Annotated in this window: 18 protein-coding genes and 2 tRNA genes; 5 read left to right on the top strand and 15 right to left on the bottom strand. The window is 45.0% G+C overall.

Translation table 11 applies throughout. The features are described 5' to 3' along the window. Positions 1-5 precede the first annotated feature (5 nt). From NI464_RS10205 to NI464_RS10160, 10 genes are all read right to left on the bottom strand, one after another. Positions 6-281 (bottom strand): monovalent cation/H+ antiporter subunit F, encoded by a 276-nt coding sequence (locus tag NI464_RS10205; RefSeq protein ID WP_004281111.1) that lies wholly within the window; start codon positions 279-281, stop codon positions 6-8. Then, complete coding sequence (locus NI464_RS10200; protein ID WP_004281112.1) at positions 278-796, bottom strand: Na+/H+ antiporter subunit E; 519 nt, start codon at positions 794-796, stop codon at positions 278-280. The genes NI464_RS10205 and NI464_RS10200 overlap by 4 nt, the downstream gene beginning before the upstream one ends. Next, complete coding sequence (locus tag NI464_RS10195; protein ID WP_253138305.1) at positions 796-2,604, bottom strand: monovalent cation/H+ antiporter subunit D; 1,809 nt, start codon at positions 2,602-2,604, stop codon at positions 796-798. The genes NI464_RS10200 and NI464_RS10195 overlap by 1 nt, the downstream gene beginning before the upstream one ends. Then, on the bottom strand, positions 2,604-2,969 hold the full coding sequence (locus NI464_RS10190; RefSeq protein WP_004281114.1) for a Na+/H+ antiporter subunit C: 366 nt from the start codon (positions 2,967-2,969) through the stop codon (positions 2,604-2,606). Before NI464_RS10190 ends, NI464_RS10195 begins: the two co-directional genes overlap by 1 nt. A 4-nt stretch (positions 2,970-2,973) precedes the next feature. Then, entirely contained in the window at positions 2,974-5,811 is a 2,838-nt protein-coding gene (locus NI464_RS10185) for a monovalent cation/H+ antiporter subunit A (RefSeq protein ID WP_253138314.1), read from the bottom strand. 436 nt (positions 5,812-6,247) lie between these two features. After that, positions 6,248-7,630 carry an ATP-binding protein gene (locus NI464_RS10180; protein WP_253138303.1) on the bottom strand — a complete coding sequence of 461 codons (1,383 nt, stop codon included), beginning with the start codon at positions 7,628-7,630 and terminating at the stop codon, positions 6,248-6,250. 41 nt (positions 7,631-7,671) lie between these two features. Beyond that, positions 7,672-9,174, bottom strand: coding sequence for a UvrD-helicase domain-containing protein (locus NI464_RS10175; RefSeq protein WP_253138301.1), 1,503 nt, complete (start codon positions 9,172-9,174; stop codon positions 7,672-7,674). A 15-nt stretch (positions 9,175-9,189) separates the two neighbouring features. Then, the gene (hisIE, locus tag NI464_RS10170; RefSeq protein WP_005108498.1) at positions 9,190-9,972 is read right to left on the bottom strand and encodes a bifunctional phosphoribosyl-AMP cyclohydrolase/phosphoribosyl-ATP diphosphatase HisIE; all 783 of its coding nucleotides are present in this window, start codon (positions 9,970-9,972) and stop codon (positions 9,190-9,192) included. Positions 9,973-10,209: 237 nt separating this feature from the next. Then, positions 10,210-11,097 (bottom strand): SDR family NAD(P)-dependent oxidoreductase, encoded by an 888-nt coding sequence (locus NI464_RS10165; protein ID WP_004644933.1) that lies wholly within the window; start codon positions 11,095-11,097, stop codon positions 10,210-10,212. Positions 11,098-11,393: 296 nt separating this feature from the next. Next, positions 11,394-12,671: an O-acetylhomoserine aminocarboxypropyltransferase/cysteine synthase family protein gene (locus NI464_RS10160; protein ID WP_253138299.1), complete on the bottom strand. Its 1,278-nt coding sequence runs from the start codon at positions 12,669-12,671 to the stop codon at positions 11,394-11,396. A gap of 308 nt (positions 12,672-12,979) precedes the next feature. On the opposite strand from NI464_RS10160, the gene ettA reads away from it, so the two are divergent. Beyond that, complete coding sequence (gene ettA / locus NI464_RS10155; protein WP_026056536.1) at positions 12,980-14,641, top strand: energy-dependent translational throttle protein EttA; 1,662 nt, start codon at positions 12,980-12,982, stop codon at positions 14,639-14,641. 77 nt (positions 14,642-14,718) lie between these two features. Here ettA and NI464_RS10150 read toward each other — a convergent pair whose 3' ends face one another. From NI464_RS10150 to NI464_RS10130, 5 genes are all read right to left on the bottom strand, one after another. Further along, positions 14,719-15,060, bottom strand: a complete 342-nt coding sequence (locus tag NI464_RS10150; protein ID WP_004281123.1) for a membrane protein — start codon at positions 15,058-15,060, stop codon at positions 14,719-14,721. 157 nt (positions 15,061-15,217) lie between these two features. Continuing rightward, positions 15,218-15,293: transfer RNA gene (locus tag NI464_RS10145), tRNA-Glu, on the bottom strand. A 38-nt stretch (positions 15,294-15,331) separates the two neighbouring features. Then, positions 15,332-15,407, bottom strand: a tRNA-Ala gene (locus tag NI464_RS10140). Between the two features lie 57 nt (positions 15,408-15,464). Next, positions 15,465-16,973 carry a glutamate--tRNA ligase gene (gene gltX, locus NI464_RS10135; RefSeq protein WP_253138293.1) on the bottom strand — a complete coding sequence of 503 codons (1,509 nt, stop codon included), beginning with the start codon at positions 16,971-16,973 and terminating at the stop codon, positions 15,465-15,467. Between the two features lie 127 nt (positions 16,974-17,100). Then, positions 17,101-17,403 (bottom strand): hypothetical protein, encoded by a 303-nt coding sequence (locus NI464_RS10130; RefSeq protein ID WP_004644938.1) that lies wholly within the window; start codon positions 17,401-17,403, stop codon positions 17,101-17,103. 393 nt (positions 17,404-17,796) lie between these two features. On the opposite strand from NI464_RS10130, the gene NI464_RS10125 reads away from it, so the two are divergent. The 4 genes from NI464_RS10125 (at position 17,797) to ftsL (ending at position 21,502) form a co-directional block, all read left to right on the top strand. Beyond that, positions 17,797-18,798, top strand: a complete 1,002-nt coding sequence (locus tag NI464_RS10125) for a sulfate ABC transporter substrate-binding protein (protein WP_026055778.1) — start codon at positions 17,797-17,799, stop codon at positions 18,796-18,798. 244 nt (positions 18,799-19,042) lie between these two features. Further along, complete coding sequence (locus NI464_RS10120; RefSeq protein WP_026055777.1) at positions 19,043-20,062, top strand: sulfate ABC transporter substrate-binding protein; 1,020 nt, start codon at positions 19,043-19,045, stop codon at positions 20,060-20,062. Between the two features lie 185 nt (positions 20,063-20,247). Then, entirely contained in the window at positions 20,248-21,159 is a 912-nt protein-coding gene (gene rsmH, locus NI464_RS10115) for a 16S rRNA (cytosine(1402)-N(4))-methyltransferase RsmH (RefSeq protein ID WP_005101404.1), read from the top strand. 76 nt (positions 21,160-21,235) lie between these two features. Further along, positions 21,236-21,502 carry a cell division protein FtsL gene (gene ftsL / locus NI464_RS10110; RefSeq protein WP_370940785.1) on the top strand — a complete coding sequence of 89 codons (267 nt, stop codon included), beginning with the start codon at positions 21,236-21,238 and terminating at the stop codon, positions 21,500-21,502. Position 21,503 lies beyond the last annotated feature (1 nt).

Here is a 21,503-nt window from a genome sequence, read left to right as displayed (position 1 = left end):
AACTCCTAGTCGATCACATGGCCAGTGGTGAAATAACGTGCCAAGGCTGTAGTCGAAACAAAGCCAAGCATCGCAACCAGTAAGGCCCCTTCAAACAGGAAGCTGCTACTCCAGTAAATCCCTAAAATGACAATCAGACAGGTGGCATTCAGGAACAGGGTGTCGAGTGCCAAGAGCCGGTCAACGATAGAAGGGCCAGTGATGAGTCGGATCAGGCAGAGTAACATCGAGACAGTGATAGCACCTAGGCAAATCATTAATGCATAAGGCAGAATAGTCATGCTTTTTCTCCTGTCTGTGCGCTGAAAATTTCAATCAGAGGCTGTTCGTAGCGCTGTTTGATTGTTTCGATTTCTGCTGCTTCATCCTCTGTGCTTAAGGCATGAACCAGAATATCACCACGATCCTGATCAATGCCTGCAGATACTGTACCGGGCGTTGTGGTAATGATCATTGCCAGCAAGGCATTGACTTCCTCATGCTCGGTTTCCAAAGGCACGCGAAACCATTTCGGATGCAGGTTCTTGGTTGGACCAAGTACCAGTTTTGCGACTTTAATATTGGCTACTACAATATCCCAAACCACGACAAAGAACAGGCGCACGGCAGGAGCCCACTGGATATTCGGGGTATAGTCAATAAAAGGTGCAACCATTTTCGGAATGACAATCGCCAGAACCAGCGCGAAAAGCAATGTTCCAGCTTCCAGATTATGTGCCAGTAGAATCCAGCTTAGCCCAACGATCACAGAAACTAGCGGATGCGGGAACCAACGTTGCAGGAATGATACAGCCATTAAGGTCCCTCCACCGGTTTAAGTTGATTATCATCATATCTGTTTTGTTCAACATACTGCTGATCAATCTGGCGTTGCTTGAATTCAGAAATATTTTCACCTTCCAGAGTGGCTTCCGAAATCGTATAAGGAACCAGATGTGCATTCGGATCGACTGTCTCACCACCGTACTTGGTTTCTGGCAAATACTTCGGATCGAATGGCTGCACGCTAATAAACTGGCCTTCTGCATCGCGTTTTAACAAGGCAGCTTCATAAACCGGATTATTTTTAATCTGTTCCGCAGTCTGATAATTATATTGATAGATCGGTCCGGCAAACACCACATAGGCAGTCAGGCCAGCAAGCAATAGATAGATTACACGATCATTACGTGCCGGTGCCTTACTTGGTAAAGCTTCATATTTGTGAAAATCTTCAGAATTAAGGTCATCCTCAGGTCTGGTCGAACGCCAGAACAGCACGAAACCAACCCTGGTAAAGGCCAGAATACTGAGGAAGCTTACCAATAAAATGGTCAGGATAATAATCATCTGATAGTCTGAATTGGCAGAAGCCTGCAAAATAAAGACTTTACCGAAGAAACCACTAAACGGTGGCAGGCCTGCCATCATCAAGGCAATGATGAAATAGACAATCGAAACCAGCTTGTTCTGTTTCATCAGTGGCGCGATTTTAAAATGATCCTTAAATTCGCCGCGCTGTGAGGTAATCCAGCCTGACAGGATATAAAAGGCTGCGCCAATCAGGGTACTGTGCACCATATAATACAATGCACCGGCCCAGGCTGCAGTCGTATTCATACCGATTGCTACCAGAATTGTTCCGACTGAAGACAGCACCATAAAGCCGATAAAACGGCGCAGACGTTCTGTGCCGATTGCACAAATCACGCCATAAACCGACGTAATCAGACCAATCACCAGCAGGCAATTCATCAGAATCTGGTGGCTGTATTCATCATCAAAAACAGTTCCATTAATCCGTAAAATTGCATACACCCCGACTTTGGTCATAATGGTAAAGAGTGCTGCCACAGGTGTGGTGGCTACGGCATAGGTTTTGGGTAACCAGAAGCCGAGCGGTAACATCGCTGCTTTAATTCCAAACACGACAAACAGCATTAATCCACCAGCAACCGCCAGCTTGTGCTGATCTTCAGCGAGGGTAGGCATCAAGCGGGCCACATCTGCCATATTCAGACTGCCGACACTGCCATAAATCATCCCGAGTCCAATCAGGAACAGGGCAGAAGCAAACAGGTTGATGGTGACGTAATGGATTCCCAGCTGGAAACGGGCCTTGCCTTGTCCATGTAGCAGTAGTACATAGGATGCCATCAACAATATTTCAAAAAACACGAACAGGTTAAACAGGTCACCGGTCAGGAAGGCACCGGTCAAACCCATGAGCAGGAAATGCACCATGGCATGGAAATAACGCCCACGCATATCCCATTCTTTACTGGCATACCAGAGCACCGGCACTGCAAGGGCATAGGTCAAAACCAGCATCATCGCAGAGAGCTGATCGAGAACCAGTACAATACCAAAAGGTGCGACCCATTCGCCCAGCGTATAAACATTGATCTGACCCTGACTACTGTCTACTAAATAGCTGACAGCAATGATCAGGCCCAAGATACTCGAGACATAGCTGATACCCCGACGCCAGGGCTGACGCCAGTCCGTCGCCAGAGAGCCTGAACCCGGGTTGCCTAAAAGAACCAGGACAAAAGCGGTAAAGGCCGGTAAAAGAATACTGAAAATAGGGGTATGTTGATTCCAGAAATTGAGAAGATCAGTCATTAAGGCTCATCCTCGCGCGGGTCAAGATTTGGTATTTCTTCTTTGGAGTCAACGTGGTCTGTTCCTGATTCGTAGCGGCTACGCAATGCCAGTTGGACAATAAAGGCAGTGGTGGCAAAGCCAATCACGATGGCTGTCAGCACCAGTGCCTGAGGAAGGGGATCGGTCACTTTCGAGGCTTCAGTCAATACTGCAGGCGAATTCATCTGAATTCGGCCCATGGCAAATAAAAACAGGTTGACTGCATAACCAATCATGGCGAGACCCAACACTACCGGGAAGGTACGGGCACGTAGGATCAGATAAATGCCTGTGGCCGTCAGCAGGCCAATCGCAGAGGCTAATAAAAATTCTAAACTGATCATTCTATTATCCTCTTGGTACAGGGCCAGTCATGCTTGAGTGACGTGAATCGCCCAAGACTGAAATCATCAGCATCGTTGCACCCACAACAGTGACATAGACGCCAACATCAAACAGCGCAGCCGAAGCCAAATGCATTTCTCCAATAATGGGCGGAGAGACATAAATATGTGCACTGGTCAGGAATGGACGTGACCAGAACCAGGCTGCGATTCCAGTCAATCCTGCAATCGTTAAGCCGATCCCGATCCAGATTTCATACAGGCGACCGGATTTGGCGCCAAGCAACTGTTCGGTTTTGTCCTGTCCCACTGCGATATATTGAATAATAAGTGCCAGTGAAGTCACTAGTCCGGCAATAAAACCACCGCCCGGCAGGTTATGGCCACGCATAAAGATATACAGGCTGACTACCAGCGCGACCGGCAAAATCCAGGATGCGGTAATACGCAACATCAGCGGGGATGGGTTAAAACGATAGGTCAGGCCCTGGGTCATGGTGGTGCCATGCGCACGCATGCCATCCATCAGGCTGAGTACACCAATGGCTGCAATGCCGAGTACGGTAATTTCGCCAAAGGTATCGAAACCACGGAAATCGACCAGAATTACATTCACCACATTGGTTCCGCCACCCAGAGGAATGGACTGTTGCAGGAAGAACCATGAAATGGAATTGTGATCACGGGTCATGATCAGCCAGGCAATTGCCGCAATCCCGAGACCGCCGCCCAAGGCAATAATGGCATCACGCCAGCGACGGGTCGGACTCGATTCATACGGAGTTAATTGTGGCAGTAAAGATAAACTCATCAGTAGTAGAACCGTGGTGACCACATCGACCGTAATCTGGGTCAATGCCAGATCGGGCGCCGAGAAGCCGATAAAGACCATGGTGACGACCAGGCCGACTGCACCGCTAATCAGTACCGCTTTAATCCGCTCATGATGGAACCACAGCAGCATCCAGCAGGCAGAGAACAGCAGTAACCACAAGATAATCGCCAGGGCAGGGGCATGGGTCAGCTCGCGTGTACCCGTACCCACTGCATTGCTGAGTAATGGGAACCCCACCAGCCCGACGGTAAAAATTACAATCCACAATAAATAGCTTTGCAATTTGCCATTTTCAGTGGCACGGCGGAAACGGCGTGAATTCAGCAGCAAATTTTTCAAAAACAGGTCGAACAGCACTCGGCCCTGTAAGCGGCCCAGTTTTGGATCCAGGTCGATTTCACGTAAGGCGCCACCTTTGGCGAGAGAAAAGTAAAAGATTATTCCGCCGAGCAGAGAAATCACACTCATCAGAAGGGGCAGGTTGAAACCATGCCAAAGCGCCAGATGAGTGCCTTCAAAGGCAAAATTCTGGGTGGTGGCTTGAGTAGTGCTGTTGACAATTTTTTCCACCAGAAGAGCCGGTAATAGACCGACTAAAATACATAAAATTGCTAACAAAGTGGCCGGTGCGCGCATACCAAAGGCAGGTTCATGTGCATCTTTATTCGGGACCTGCTTGCCTAGCGGACCATCGAAAAAGACTCCATGCACCAGTCGAATGGAATAAGCCACCGCAAAAATCCCGGCCAGTGTCGCGACAATAGCAGAGCCGACCATAAGTGGACCACTTAAACTGGCGACCAGTTCGGTAAAGAACATTTCTTTGGACAGGAAACCATTGGTCAACGGTACACCCGCCATGGATGCTGCTGTGATCATGGTCAGCGTGGCGGTAAATGGCAGTAATTGCCATAGGCCAGACAGTTTACGCAAGTCACGGGTACCAGATTCATGATCGATGATTCCGGCAATCATAAACAGTGCCGCTTTAAAGGTGGCGTGGTTAATAATATGGAAAACTGCTGCTGCAACGGCCAGTGGTGAGCCAATCCCGAGCAGACACATGATCAGACCTAAATGACTGATGGTGGAGTAGGCAAGTAAGCCCTTCAGATCTTCCTTAAAGATGGCAAAGAAGGCGGCCATGCACAGGGTAAACAGACCGACAAAAGTCACAATATTATGAAACAGTGCAGCACCGGCAAAGATCGGGAGCAAACGTGCGACCAGGAATAAACCGGCTTTGACCATGGTGGCCGAGTGCAAATAGGCAGAAACCGGTGTCGGTGCAGCCATAGCATTGGGCAACCAGAAGTGAAACGGGAACTGCGCACTCTTGGTAAAAGCACCGATTAAAATCAGCAACAAGGTTGGAACAAATAAATAATGGGACTGAATCTGTTCAGTCATCGTCAGGATTTGGTCAAGCTGATAGGTGCCAGTAATTTGACCGAGCAGGACAAAACCGCCCAGCATCGCCAGACCACCCATTCCGGTAATGGTCAGAGCCATACGCGAACCACGTTGCGCCGCTTCGTAATTGCTCCAGTAACCTACCAGCAAGAAGGATGAAATACTGGTCAGTTCCCAGAAAACCAATAAGATAATCAGGTTATTCGACAATGAAATTCCGAGCATCGCCGCCATAAACAGCATCAGCAGAAGATACAGTTTGCTCAGTGAATTTTTTGGATTAAGGTAATAATAGGCATAAATATAAATCAGGGTACCAATTCCGCTGATCAGCAAGGCAAACAGCAATCCCAGAGAATCCAGGCGAAAACTGAAATCAATGCCGAGCTGGGGCAGCCAGGACCAGGTCTGGGTCATCACTGCACCATCAAAGATGGCAGGCGCCTGACTCAATAATAATAAGAAACTGCTGAGGCTGACACCAATTGCCCCTAAAGCCGTTACCCCGCGCGAAAATTGCTTCAGCCACGAGACAAGGGTTGTGCCTAATACTAACGGTAACAATATAATAATCGGCAGCACACTCGTATCCATTGTCATGATTTAGGTTTTGACCAACCTAAGGTGAATCTTTATCTTTCAAGGATTACAGGACCCCAAGGAGCGACCCAAACTTCTCAATCTTGAAAGCCAAAAGAATATTCAAAAAGAATATAAAACAGTTGTATTGCGCAACTTATAAACGATAGCAAATTCCGATTTTACAATGAAATTCGCAAATAAAACCGATCATATTACAGGATAACAACAACATCAACGTTTTTATGTGGAACTTATAAATTATACGCCGGCTCGGATTTAACAGGCGCTGCATGCTTAAACAGATCATCCAGAAGTGACCGAAAATTAAGATTAAATTGCAGGCATTGATTGTAAATTTGACTCAAAATAGTTTAATCAGGGCAAAAAGAGAATGCTGAAAAGGCTTCCTTGTTTACTCAAACAGTCGCTCTTATTTTTTTGAATCTGTTTAGAGCGACTGAGGTAGCGTCGGATGATGCTCCTGAGCAAGTAAAGCGAGCAATTCTTGTTGCTGTTCCGGATTTAACTGTTGTTGAATCATTTGCAATACAGCAAGCGGTGTGATGGGTTCGGTGACCGTTTCCAGTAAAGTATCTTCAGGCGAGATATCTTTATTTCGCTGCAATTCCAGCTCTGCGTAGATCTGATCAAACTGGGTTTTCATACTTTCAAGATGAATGGGGTGCAGCTGTTTATTTTCCAGTTTCAGACATTGAAAGCCTTGCGCCTGTTCCAGTAATTCAGGCCGGTTGCCGGTCGCAATAATCTGCAAGTTAGGAAAAGCCTGATGCAGGCGTGACAGGATCACTGCTGCCATCTCCTGATCCAGTTGATGATCAATTGCATCAATCAACAAAACGCCTGTACCTTCCTGACACGGGAATAAACTGTTGGTATTCAACAGACAAAGCCGCCGTACAATGTCACCCACCAGCGCAATCCAGTTGCGGATACTGTTGGGCAGTTGCTGGAACGTGAAAGTTTGTTGCTGATAGGTCACCATCAATTGCAGCTTGGGCTGATATTTTAAATAAATTTGACTGACTTCTGGCAGGATCAGTGACAGAGCCTGTTTTAAAGCGGTGAGATTCGGTGCATGCAGATGTGCCTGGGCTTTCTCGATCTGCCGGGCCAGTTCATCTGCGCGAATGTTTTCAGACTGCTGCAAGGCACGCGACAAAATCTGATCCATAATCTTGGCACTTTGCGCATTTTCAATATCACTGATTTCACGAAACCATTCAAAAAAACGGGCAAAGGTGGTGAAAGGAATCGCAGCGATTTCATAAGCATGTGCGGACTGGAGAATGGCCGGGTTATTTTTGCTGAGCAGATTGACTTCATTGGTAAAGCGTTCAGCAGGATAATAGGCAATTAGCGGCAAACCGAGCAGGGGATCGTGCAAGCGGGCTTTGTGATACAGGCTGAGCATGCTTTCAAGCTGTGAGGTTTCTGCTTTGCTAAAACCCAGACCCTGACTGTTTAGGGTCTTGTAGATTTGCCATGAACAGCTTTGTAGGTTCGCAGGCTCAGACTGACTGGATTCTGGCAAGCTGGCCATCTCTTCAGGAAAACCAATCCGGATGTCAATTTTGGATTGCAGCCGGTTTTGCATGATGTCCTGATCTTGCATCACCAGACCCGCAGCACGGCTATCACGATAACGGGCTGCAAACCAGGTCAATGCCTGATAGCTAAAACGTAAAAGCGTAGTTTTGCCAGTTCCCTGATTGCCCAGAATCAAGGTAACCGGGCATTGCGGATAATTAAACTGAAGCTGAATGTCGAAAAAATGCAGGGTATGTTTCAGTTGAAGCGCTTGGATGTGCATAGATCACCTGTCCTATGATGTTTACATCCATGCCATGCACCTTAACCGACTGCCTGCCGAAGCGACTGCGGCATTTTGATCTTCAGTTGCTGAATCAGGTCATAAATGTGATGAATATTTAAACTCACTTTAGCACGTGTACAGGCCACGTAAAGTAATCTTAATTCTTCATCACTAATTTTATGGTCTTTTTCATTGAGCTTAAACTGATAGTCATCTTCAATATGAACCCGATCCCACTCTAGGCCTTTGGCCTTGTGCGCCGTGGAAATAATATAATCAGCCTGGGCAATTGGTGTGATTTTAGCCAGAGCTTTTTTCAGCGGATCGGTGCCATGTTCGTCCACCAGTTTGACCAGTGGCTTGATGTCACTGCCTTCATTGGTTTCACAGTATTCATGGACATCATGCCAGGAGTTAAACCAGGCCAGTTCCGGTACATCAACCACACGTTTGCCCTGTTTCAGCATGGCGGCCGCATCGACAAAACGATTCAGTTTGACGTGATCGGCTTGCAGACTGACTTTATCCCCACGAACTAAACCTGCTAATAACAGTTCCATGGCGCGGGCATTGGTCCGGCATAAAATTGCATCCCGCATTTTGGTATGCGGTTTATTCACGACTTTAGAATCTAACAACGGATTGCCGAGTAAAGGCACAGTTTCATTTAAGGCACCTAAAATGGCATTGGCATTCAGGGCAATTTCAGGACCGAAACGAAATGAGGTGGTCAGACGTGATTCAGGTAAAGGTAGTTGCTGCATGGCATTCACTGCACCACGCCAGGCATAAATCTGCTGATGCGCATCTCCGACATAGATCACCTGGGTGCTGCGCTGTTTCAGCAAAATTCCCAGCATTAAGGGATCGGCATCCTGAGCTTCATCGAACAGCACATAGTCGGCCGGGATATTCGGTTCAGACAACGCCCAGAGTTTCAGGTAAATGTCATGACCAATGCCTGCCTGATGATTTGGATCAATCGACTCTAGCCAGCGTCGTTCGACTGCCGGATAAAGTTTCTTCTGTAAAGTCTCGATATCATCCGGATGCAACCAGCTCGGCGCCTGGATATGCCGTGGGGCAGGGTATTGCGAACTGGTCGAGCAGAAATAACCAACAGCATTGGCGACCAAGCTTGCCAGACGCGAAGGCATCAAGACATATTTTTCATAACGCCCACCCATCATGCGGCGCATGGTCATCGGTTCAAGCCGGTATTCTTTGGCAATAAAACTTGGACTCAAGCGTGGCAAGCGCAGTTTGTCGGTGACTCTACGTGGAACACTGCGAAACGCCAGTGAGTGAAAAGTACGGCAATCGACACCCCGGTGAAACTTGGCTTGCGCTTCACTGGCAATGGCCTTGTTAAAAGCCAGATACATGCCACGTCTTTGCGGCATGGCATCACTGATCATTTGCAAGGTAGTGGTTTTACCTGTGCCAGCATAGGCAATGACTTTAAAGGATTTGCCCAGACGTGCATTATCAATGGCAGTGGCCTGCTCATAGGTCGCGGTCGGTTTTTTTAAATCAGACACAGATGAATTCAAGGCTTAATGCTGACGGTTGGCTTTTTCAACCAGGCCGGACAAGCCTTGGCGACGGGCCAGTTCATTTAATACCAATTGCACATCCAGGTCGAAATAGCCGAGCATCACGATAGTATGGAACCACAGATCTGCCACTTCATAGATCAGATCATTTTTATGGTCTGCGGAAGCATCTTGGTCAAAGTCTTTGGCTGCTAGCACGGTTTCAAAGCTTTCTTCACCGACTTTTTCCAGAATCTTGTTCAGGCCTTTATGGTAGAGCTTGGCCACATAAGAGGAGTCCGGATCGGCCTGTTTGCGTTCTGCCATCATTTGACCCAGATAAGACAGGACTTCGACCTGTTCAGATTGGGCGGTTGATGCTTCCATCACCAGTGTATGCGGATTCGCGGATTTTTCGCCATAAATCGCAGACGGATCTTTCAACTGTGCATCGACAATTTCCCAGCCATTTGGTGTGAGCTTGCGATAGAAGCATGATTCACGGCCGGTATGGCAGGCAATGCCGCCATGCTGTTCAATTTGCAGCACAATCACGTCGGCATCACAGTCCAGACGGATTTCATGTACGGTCTGAAAATGTCCTGATTCTTCGCCCTTATGCCATAACTTGCTGCGTGAACGGGAGAAATACACTGCCTGATTTTTTTCGGCAGTTAAAGCCAAGGCTTCACGGTTCATCCAGGCCACCATCAACACACGTCCAGTTTGATGATGCTGGGCAATGGCAGGGACTAATCCTTGTTCGTTAAATTTTACTTCATCGAGCCATTGCGCGTTGTTCATAAGGGTTTCCATCATTTCAATCAAAATATAAAAATACGGATAGGAAATATCCGCTGATAGTGTACGTGATCTCGCAGCATTTGCAGCAAAAATCTGTGCTTGAAAGGACAGACTGTGTCGTGGTTTTTTTAAATCAGTCCACTTTATTCCAGATCTTGCAAAACTGAGACATAGAAAAGCCGCTCGGTCGGCGGCTCGTATTTCCATTAAATTATCCGTATGAAAACCGTATAAAAATTACCAGTGTTCGCCCGGGAACAGACGCGCATATGCTTTTTGCACCAAGTTCAGTTTTTGCGGTTGGCCCACAGATGCAGTTGAACTTGGGAACAGGTTATAACCAATCGACATCAAGACATTGTTGATATCCGGTGCAATTGAATAGGTAATGGAAGCCAGACGGCCCAAACCGGTTGCCACTTTCTTCGGGCGTTTCACAATCGCATAGGCAATCAGGTCAGCCGCTTGTTCCGGAGAAAGTGTTGGGACATATTTATAAATTTTGGTCGGCGCAATCATCGGGGTACGCACCAAAGGCATATAGATCGACGTGATTGCGATTTTATGCGAATGTACTTCTGCAGACAGGCAGCGACTAAAAGCATCCAGCGCAGCTTTTGAAGCGACATAGGCCGAAAAACGGGTGGCATTGGCCAGTACGCCAATTGAGCTGATGTTAATAATATGACCCGCACGACGAATCATCATTTGTGGCAGGATATTCATCACCAGACGCACGGCGCCAAAATAGTTCAGCTGCATGGTCCGTTCAAAATCATGAAAACGATCTACTGACTCATGCACGGCACGGCGAATCGAACGTCCTGCATTATTGATCAGAATATCAATATGATCGACTGAGGCAATAATCTGTTTGGAAACTTCATCAATCGCTTCCATATTGTTTAAATCACATGGAAAGATTGAGGCTTTGCCGCCTTTGGCTTCAATTTCTGATTTTACTTGTTCTAGGGTTTCCTGAGTACGGGCTACCAGTAAAACATGGGCACCTGCATCGGCCAGTTGATGTGCAGTCGTTAAACCAATACCGCTGGATGCACCGGTAATCAGGACGGTTTTACCTGCAACACGTTTTTCCAGTTGTTTGTGTAGTCTAGTTTTCACGTTTGTTATCCCTAATTTGAAGTCAGCGTTCAAATTATTTTTATTAAAGGTCTATGGCGCTCTAACAGAAGATGAGAGCGAAGGTGAGTCCAGATATGATAACCAATTCTTCAGGAAAATCTATAAATTAAACTATTGAAATTAAAATAAAAATTAGAGTAATTGCTCTATTTGTGTTCACTCTTTCATTTAACTTTTAACATGAAAATAAAAAGCAAAGCAAGTGGCTGTTTTAGAAAATAAATAAAAAAACCTCACCAAAATGATGAGGTTTAGAGTCAGCTCAAGCACCGTTTTTAAACAGTCGCTAGCGCCTGTTCCAGATCGGCAATCAGGTCATCAATATGTTCAATCCCAATGGATAAACGCACCATATCCTCACTGACGCCTGCCGATTTTAACTCTTCGGCATTGAGCTGACGATGCGTGGTGGTGGCTGGATGACAGGCCAGACTTTTGGCATCACCGATATTGACCAGACGGGTGAACAATTGCAGGGCATCAATAAAACGTGTACCGCCTTCAAGGCCATGCTGCACTCCGAAAGTCAGAATGGCAGACGGTTTACCTTTCACATATTTTTGTGCCAAAGCATGCTGTGGATGGTCTTTCAGACCCGCATAATTGACCCATTTCACTTTAGGATGTTTTTGCAGATATTCCGCCACTTTTAGGGCATTTTCGGTATGACGTTCCATACGCAAGCTTAAAGTTTCCAGACCTTGCAGAATCAAAAACACATTCTGTGGACTGATCGCAGCGCCGGTATTGCGTAGCGGCACCACACGGGCACGAGCGATATAAGCGGCTTCTCCCAAAACTTCGACATAGTTCACGCCGTGGTAACTTGGATCTGGTGTATTGAGCGCAGGGAAACGTTCAGGGTATTTACCCCACGGGAATTTGCCGCTATCCACAATGATGCCACCAATTGAATTGCCATGACCGCCGATATATTTGGTCAGGGAATGCACTACAATATCCGCACCGAAATCGAAAGATTTTTGAAGTACTGGGGTGGCAACAGTATTGTCTACAATGACCGGCACGCCATATTCATGTGCAATTTTAGCAATGGCTTCCAGATCAATAATATTACCCAGCGGGTTACCAATCGATTCGACAAAGACCAGTTTGGTTTTTTCATCAATCAAGTCACGCAGACTTTCCGGTTGTTCATAATCAAAGAAACGGACTTCAATGCCCTGTTTTGGCAGGGTGTGCGCAAACAGGTTATAGGTACCGCCATACAGTGTAGATACCGAAGCAATGTTGTCACCGGCTTCCGCAATGGTCTGAATCGCATAAGTAATCGCAGCCATGCCAGAGGCCAAAGCCAGCGCGCCAATTCCACCTTCGAGAGCTGCAACACGTTGTTCCAGAACCGCAGTGGTCGGGTTCATAATTCGGGTATAGATATTGCCCTGAACCTTTAAATCAAAGAGATCGGCCCCATGTTGAGTATTGTCAAAGGCATATGACGTGGTTTGGTAAATCGGCACTGCCACAGCTTTAGTGGTTGCTTCAGGGGTATAACCTGCATGAATCGCAAGGGTTTCTGCTTTATAAGTCATTCTGTTTGATCTTCTTGTTTAAGTTTATGGCTTGAGTGTAGCATTTTCACATATGAGTAAAAGTGCAATTTTATTGAAATAAATATATGAAATATTCATATATCGACCTAGATTTGAGTCATTTATTTTACTGAAAACAATTGTTTAAAAAAACATCAGCAATAAACTTGTAACAATGCATTGAAGTTCATGGCAATGGCTTATGTTTTCGCTGCTTTCTGCGTATAATAGCCGATTATTTTTTCGCTCATTTTTGAGCTGGGGTGGTTGTTTTAACCCCATTTGGTTTTTCAGTTGAGGAGTCCTACGTGGCCCAATATATTTACACGATGAACCGAGTGTCGAAGATGGTTCCGCCTAAGCGCGAAATCCTGAAAGACATCTCCTTATCATTTTTCCCAGGCGCTAAAATTGGTGTGCTTGGTTTAAACGGTGCAGGTAAATCTACCTTGCTTCGTATTATGGCGGGCGTAGATAAAGATTTCTCTGGTGAGGCACGTGCGCAACCGGGTACAAAAATCGGTTATCTTGAACAAGAACCACCTTTAGATGAAACTAAAGACGTTCGTGGTAACGTCGAAGATGGTTTGCGTGAACCGCTTGATGCTTTAGCGCGTCTGGATGAAGTTTTTGCTGAGTATGCAGCAGAAGATGCTGATTTCGATGCACTTGCGAAAGAGCAAGAGAAGCTTGAAGCGATTATCCAGACCTGGGATGCGCATAATCTTGCCAACCAGATGGATCAAGCAGCTGCAGCATTAAACCTGCCAGCTTGGGATGCAGATGTATCTAAGCTTTCAGGTGGTGAACGCCGCCGTGTGGCACTGTGCCGTCTGCTTCTGTCTAAACCAGACATGTTGCTTCTAGACGAACCGACGAACCATTTAGATGCTTCATCTGTATCTTGGTTGGAACGTTTCTTGAAAGACTTCCCGGGTACCATCGTCGCGATTACGCATGACCGTTACTTCCTGGATAACGTAGCTGAATGGATCCTTGAGCTTGACCGTGGTATGGGTATCCCTTATCAAGGTAACTATTCTTCTTGGCTTGAGCAGAAAAATGCCCGTTTAGAGCAAGAAAACAAGCAAGAAGAATCTTTTGCTAAGGCGTTGAAAAAAGAACTTGAATGGGTTCGTTCAAACGCTAAAGGTCAGCAAAAGAAAAACAAAGCGCGTATGGAGCGTTTTGAAGAGCTTAACTCGCGTGAATTCCAACAGCGTAACGAAACCTCTGAAATCTACATTCCACCTGGTCCACGTCTGGGCAACAAGGTTGTAGAAGTTGAAGGCATCAGCAAATCGTTTGGTGATCGCTTACTGTACAAAGATTTAACTTTCACAGTACCACCTGCTGCAATTGTGGGTATCGTGGGTGAAAACGGTGCAGGTAAAACCACGCTATTCCGTATGATGACTGGTGAACAGCAACCAGATACCGGTACGGTAACACTGGGTGAATCGGTTAAAGTGGCTTATGTCGGTCAGATCCGTGACACGCTAGACAACAATAAAACCGTTTGGGAAGAAGTGTCTGGTGGTTTGGATATCTTGAAGATTGGCGAATACGAAATCGCATCACGTGCGTATATCGGTCGCTTTAACTTTAAGGGCCAAGATCAGCAAAAACGTGTAGGTCAATTGTCAGGTGGTGAGCGTAACCGTTTACAACTTGCGAAAATCCTGCAAATGGGCGCTAACGTTATCCTACTCGATGAGCCATCAAACGATTTGGATATCGAAACCTTGCGTGCACTTGAGGATGCCATTCTGGTATTCCCGGGTACTGTGATGGTGATCTCGCATGACCGTTGGTTCCTGGACCGTATTGCAACGCACATCTTGTCATTTGAAGGTGAAACCCCTGAATTCTTCACCGGTAACTATGCTGAATTCGAAGAATATCGCCGTAAGCGTGATGGTGATGATCTTGTCGCGAAGCGTCAAAAATATCGCAAAATCGGTGTTTAATCATCTCCTACTTTTGTAAATAAAAAAACCAGCCTCAGGGCTGGTTTTTTTATGTTTATTATATGGTGAAGGGTAAATTAGATTTCCCACTCATGATTACATTCACGGCATTTCCATTTCTTTTGAGTTTGCATGAATGCCTGCATTGAAATTTTAAAATCAGGTAAGTCCTTATAGAACATAAAGCCTGCGATCAAAGAAAGAATAAAGACGATCACAGTCGCAGTCTGTAAAGTAGTACCTGCACCATCGCCAAAAATCCACATCGCGATGCTAATAATGACCAGCAATAGCAAAAGGAACAGGGCAGGGACCAGAAACATTAAGCTTTTAGGAACCACCGGACGTGGAGCTGCTTGACCTGGCTGGGCCACTGGCATGATTTTCGGGCTTTGACACTTAGGGCAACGATATTGCATTACAACTCCAAAATTCTAAATTACTGATTATTTTATCGGAAGATGCGAAGAAACCGAAATATTGCCCAACATAAAATATACAGGCAATAAAAAACCCAAGTCGCAATGCTTGGGTTTTTTATAAGATCACCATAGTATATTATGGTCATCTTGAATATGGCGTCCCTACGGGGATTCGAACCCCGGTTACCGCCGTGAAAGGGCGATGTCCTAGGCCTCTAGACGATAGGGACAATTGAGGCAAATAACACAGCTAAAGCAAGACTTGATTTGGTGGAGTCAAGGAGGATCGAACTCCTGACCTCTACAATGCCATTGTAGCGCTCTACCAACTGAGCTATGACCCCAGTCTGTGTGAGCGCTATATTAGGGATATCGCACTCACACGTCAACACAAAAATTAATTAAGCTTGATCAACTGCTTCATTTTTCGGCAATTTTAAGCTTTCATTAAGTTTTTCCCAGACTTTCAGCTCTTTTTTACTTGGACCACCGACAATTTCCAGCGCACGACGTAAACGTGCAAAGGTTAAATCAGAACCAATGGTCACCATCGTTTGCATCACTGGTGTAGACGCAGTCGAACCGGCAATCGCAATAAAGAAGGCAGGCATGAAATCACGTAGCTTGATTTCCATCTGTGTCGCCAGGTCCATCAAGGTCTGGCTCACCGTGTCGTTATTCCAGGTGAACAGACTTTCCAGACGCCAAATTGCGAATTGAAGACTTTGACGTACCTGTTCATCCGACAGTTTCTTGCTTTCAAACTGTTCTTTAGACAGAGTCGGGAAGTGGTTGAAATAATGTGCCGACCAGTTCACTGCTTCAGACAGCAGGTTAATACGTGGCTGAATCGCAGCGGCAATTTCTTCTAATTTGACACGATCTGCTTTCCAGGCCAATAAAGTGTCTAGAAGTTCAGCCGGGCTGAGTGCCTTGATCCATTGACCATTCAGCCAGTTTAGTTTCTCGACATCAAAGATCGGACCACCGAGTGATACACGTTTGATATCAAAATGTTCAATCATTTCAGCCAAAGTGAATTTTTCACTTTCATCTGGCATTGACCAGCCCATACGACCCAAGTAGTTCAACAAGGCTTCAGGCAATACACCGATGTCTCTATAGTAGTTAATTGAGGTCGGGTTTTTACGTTTAGACAGCTTAGATTTATCCGGGTTACGCAGCAGTGGCATGTGGCATAGTATCGGCATTTCCCAACCAAAATATTGATACAGCAACTGATGTTTCGGCGCAGATGGAATCCATTCTTCACCACGAATTACGTGGGTGATTTGCATCAAATGATCATCTACTACGTTAGCCAAGTGGTAGGTTGGTAGGCCATCGGTTTTCAGCAGGATTTGCATGTCTACTTGCGCCCATGGAATTTCGACTTCACCACGTAGCATGTCATTGAATTTACATACGCCTTCAGTTGGTACTTTCATACGGATGACGTGTGGTTCGCCAGCGGCCAAACGGCGCTCAACTTCTTCTTGAGTGAGATTCAGACCGCGACCGTCATAACGTGGCGACTCACCACGTGCCTGCTGTTCTGCACGCATTTGATCCAGTTCTTCAGCAGTTGCGAAACAGTAGAAAGCATGACCTTTCTCTACCAGTTCCAAGGCATAATTTTTATAGATATCCATACGTTCTGACTGACGGTATGGCGCATGCGGGCCACCGACATCAGGACCTTCAGACCAGTTCAGACCCAGCCAGCGCAATGAATCCAGGATCATTTTTTCAGATTCAGGCGTTGAACGCAGTTGGTCAGTATCTTCAATACGAAGAATGAATTCACCGCCATGCTGTTTAGCAAAACATAAGTTAAACAAGGCGATATAGGCAGTACCTACATGCGGAAAACCAGTAGGAGAAGGTGCAATACGAGTACGAACAGTCATAACCGGATCTAATCTTAGATATAAAATTGCAGCTATTATAGCGAAAAAGCCACATCACTTAATGCTTTATTCAACATTGAGTGATGTGGCTTTTAAATCTGGGAATATTCAGCGCTGTTGAGGCTGATTAAGAATGAGCGTTCGAAAAAATACTTTGGACAAAGCGGGTGAAGCGGTAATTCTGTTCTGCAAAGAAACTTTGCGAAGGTGCGACTTTAAATGCAGTTAAGACTTTTAGATTATCTTCTGTTTGAAGTGTTTTTTCAGTTTTTTGTTGCTGAATCGCTTTTTCAATCGGCGAAGTCTTGCTTTCAACAGTGCTTACTGTAGGCTTCGGCAAATCTGTCTTCACAACGACGGCATGACCGAGTTGAATCGAGAACAACATAATCAGGCTTAGGATGCTGGCTGTGAATAATGTAAATTTCATATCCAAACTTCCTCCTTACTTCTGGTTGGTTTTATTTTGTTAAAAATGTTTTTTTAATACTCTGTCTACAATTTAATCACAGTTGATCATAAAGAAGTAGAACCAAGTCACATTTTTTACAAAAGAAATAATATAACTCTGTGGAAAATTACCAAAAATCGTAATTTCCTGTTTTGGTGGCCTATTTTTAACAGACAACTGTGAAGAGAACGTGAAGAACTGTCTTATATTGTAGCAGAAGATTACTTTTCTAGCAGAATATGTATCCGAATTTAATTGTTAGTAGATATCTCAAAATCAGAAATAGATTATAGATATTGTTATAAATATATGATTGTCATGTTTATTTTTGATTTGTATAGTGTATGTCATATAAACACTGAGTTACATCAGATGAAAAAAATAATAGCATCCGCAATCTTGACAATTATAGTGGGAACAGCAGTACAGAATTCCGTCGCTAAAGATTTCCTGAATGTCTCTTATGACCCAACCCGTGAATTTTATCAGGAATATAATGAAGAATTTGACAAGTTCTGGAAGCAGAAAACCGGACAAACGGTTAATTTTAAACAGTCGCATGGTGGTTCAGGCAAGCAGGCGCGTTCAGTGGTCGATGGTTTGCAGGCTGATATCGTGACCCTGGCCTTAGCCAATGATATCGAAGAAATCGTCAATGCAGGTTTAATAGAGAAAGGTTGGCAAAAAGAGTTTTCGAGTAATTCGGCACCTTATACCTCTACGATTGTATTCTTGGTGCGTAAAGGGAATCCGAAGCAAATCAAAGACTGGAATGATCTGACCAAAGCGGGTGTGGACATTATTACCCCAAACCCGAAAACCGGTGGTGCGCCGCGTTGGATCTACCTGTCTGCTTGGGGTTATGCACTGAAACAGCCCGGCGGTAATGATGCGAAAGCCAAAGAGCTGGTGAAAAAACTTTATCAAAATGTCAAAGTGTTAGATTCCGGTGCCCGTGGTTCACTGACCACGTTTGCCGAGCGCGGCATTGGTGATGTGCTTTTATCCTGGGAAAATGAAGCTTTGCTGGCGACCCAAGGTCTGGGTAAAGACAAATACGATATCGTCTATCCATCGATTTCAATTCTGGCCGAGCCATCGGTAGCGATTGTCGATAAGAACGTGAATAAAAATGGGACTACCCATCTGGCAAAAGGCTATTTGAACTATTTATATTCACCAAAAGGGCAGGAGCTTGCTGCGAAATATTTCTTCCGCCCGCGGGATGCCAAAGTCGCTGCTAAATATTCAGCCCAGTTCCCGAAAATACAGACCTTTACCATTGATAAAGTTTTTGGTGGTTGGGCCAAAGCGCAAAAAACGCATTTTATCAATGGGGCGATTTATGACCAGATTTACAATGAAAAAAGATAAGTAAGCTGTAGTCTAAATACAATAAAGAAAATGGCTAAAGTGTTATCCATTTTCTTTATATCTAATGCATAAAATTCTATATATTAGATATAAGTAGAATAATAAATTGTATTTTCCTTTTAAAAACAAAATATTAAGTCAGAAAAACCTTTCATTTTATCGTGTTGTGATGTTGTAGGGTGAATTGCGATAAATGATTTTATTTCATATAGTTATATCTAATGAAGATAAACTCCGTGCTGCCATGAAAACTCAATTAAAATCGTTATTTAGTGCTGCCTTATTGGCGACTGGTTTAGGCATGACCGCGACTGCTTCACAAGCAGCAGACCGTCAGTTTCTGAATGTATCCTATGATGCCACGCGTGAGTTCTATGATGAATTTAACAAATCATTTGGGGCTTACTGGAAAAACCGCACCGGTCTGGATGTGAATTTTAAGCAGTCACATGGCGGTTCGGGCAAACAGGCACGTTCTGTGGTCGATGGCCTGAAAGGTGATGTGGTGACCTTGGCACTCGCCAATGACATTGAAGAAATTGTGAAATCTGGCCAGATTCAACCAGGCTGGCAAAAGGAATTCCCACACAACTCGGCACCTTATACCTCGACGATCGTATTCATGGTACGCAAGGGTAACCCAAAAGGTATCAAGGACTGGAATGACTTAACCAAACCAGGCGTGCAAATTATTACGCCAAACCCGAAAACGGGTGGTTTGCCGCGTTGGGTGTATCTGTCTGCATGGGGTTATGCCGAGAAACAGCCAGGCGGCAATAAAGCTAAAGCACAGGATTTTGTTGGCAAACTTTATAAGAACGTGAAAGTGATGGATTCTGCTGCACGTGCTTCAATGACCACCTTTGCCGAGCGTGGAATTGGCGATGTATTGCTGACTTGGGAAAATGAAGCCTTGGTCACGCAAAAAACCTTGGGTAAAAACAAGTTTGATATCGTTTATCCATCGATTACGATTTTGACTGAACCGTCAGTGGCGATTGTGGATCGTACGGTAGAGAAAAATGGCAATAAATGGTTAGCAACAGGTTATATCAATTACCTGTATTCACCATTGGGTCAGGAAATGGCAGCTAAACATTTCTATCGTCCACGTAATGAAAAAGTATTAGCCAAATATTCAGCACAGTTCCCGAAAATCAAAACCTTTACCATTGATGAAGTCTTTGGTGGTTGGGCCAATGCACAGAAAACCCATTTTGTGAATGGTGCAATTTTCGACCAGATTTATAACAGCAAACGTTAATTGATCTGCGAAGTCATCTGGATTGAAAAAAGCCTCCGAAACTGGAGGCTTTTTTTTGTGGTAAAAAATGCTAAAACGGTTTTCTCTATAGAAAGTAATATTTATCTACAAAAAGTCGTTTGGAGCTTTACCTAAACAGGGTGATAATGTGCAGTTAAATTTTTCGCCCTATTGATTGAGTTTTTATGTCACATATTTCTGTATTACTTCACGAAACGATTGATGCCTTGTTGGCGGGTCGCAATACGGGAACTTATGTGGATGGGACCTTTGGCCGTGGTGGACATACACGTTTATTGCTGTCCAAATTAGATGAAAATGCACGCGTCTATGCCTTTGATAAAGATCCACAAGCACTGGCTGTAGCGGCTGAACTCGAACAAGAAGATTCACGTTTTAAAATTATTCATGCCAGCTTTGCTGATCTGAAAGAGGCGCTTGCTGAGCTGGGCATTGAACACGTTGATGGGGTGATGGCGGATCTTGGTGTTTCTTCACCCCAGCTGGATCAGGCTGAACGTGGTTTCAGTTTTATGAAAGATGGCCCGCTGGATATGCGCATGGATAACTCGCAAGGTCCAACCGCAGCAGAATGGCTGACCCAGATTGAAGAAGAAGCCCTGGCGAATATCATTTTTAAATATGGTGAAGAGCGTTATAGTCGCCGTATCGCCAAAGCGATTAAAGCTGCTGGATATATTGATACCACGGCAAAGCTGGCTGAGATCGTAAAAGTAGCGCACCCGAAATGGGAAAAAAATAAGCATGCTGCGACCCGTACTTTCCAGGCGATTCGTATTGCTATTAATAAGGAATTAGAAGATATTGAAATCTTCTTGCCTCAGGCCGTTGAAATCTTGAAACCTGAAGCACGTTTGGCGGTAATTAGCTTCCATTCACTGGAAGACCGTTTGATTAAACAATTTATTCAAAAAGAGTCAACGCTTGAAGAAGATTCAGGCTGGGGAATGCCACAACAACAGAAAGATACGCGACGTTTAAAGAAAGTTTCTCGTGTTAAAGCCAGTGATGAGGAGGTCAAAGCCAATCCTCGTTCACGTAGCGCATGGCTGCGGGTAGCAGAACGTTTAGCTTAATAGGCAGATCATGAAAACGGAAGTGGTTGATAAAAAAACAGAAAAATTGTGGCTGAAAAAAGTTACAATCTATCTCATGCTGATACTGATGGTCTTCATCAGTGCAGTATTTGTGGTATTTCAGGTATTTGAATACCGTCAGGATAACAGAAAGCTGAGTACCTATCTGCGTGAAAGGGATGACCTGAATGCAGAGTGGGGGCGTTTGCTGATTGAGCAGCAAACTTTCGGCGCGACGGCACAGATCGGTACGCGTGCAGTGACACAGCTGCGTATGTATTCACCTCCGGTTTCACAAAGTGTCGTGATTTCCTTACCACAAACTTCAGATGAGAAAAAATAAG

It is taken from the genome of Acinetobacter lwoffii, assembly GCF_024129685.1.
In the GTDB taxonomy this organism is placed as follows: domain Bacteria; phylum Pseudomonadota; class Gammaproteobacteria; order Pseudomonadales; family Moraxellaceae; genus Acinetobacter; species Acinetobacter lwoffii_X.
This window is presented reverse-complemented; position numbering and strand designations above follow the sequence as displayed.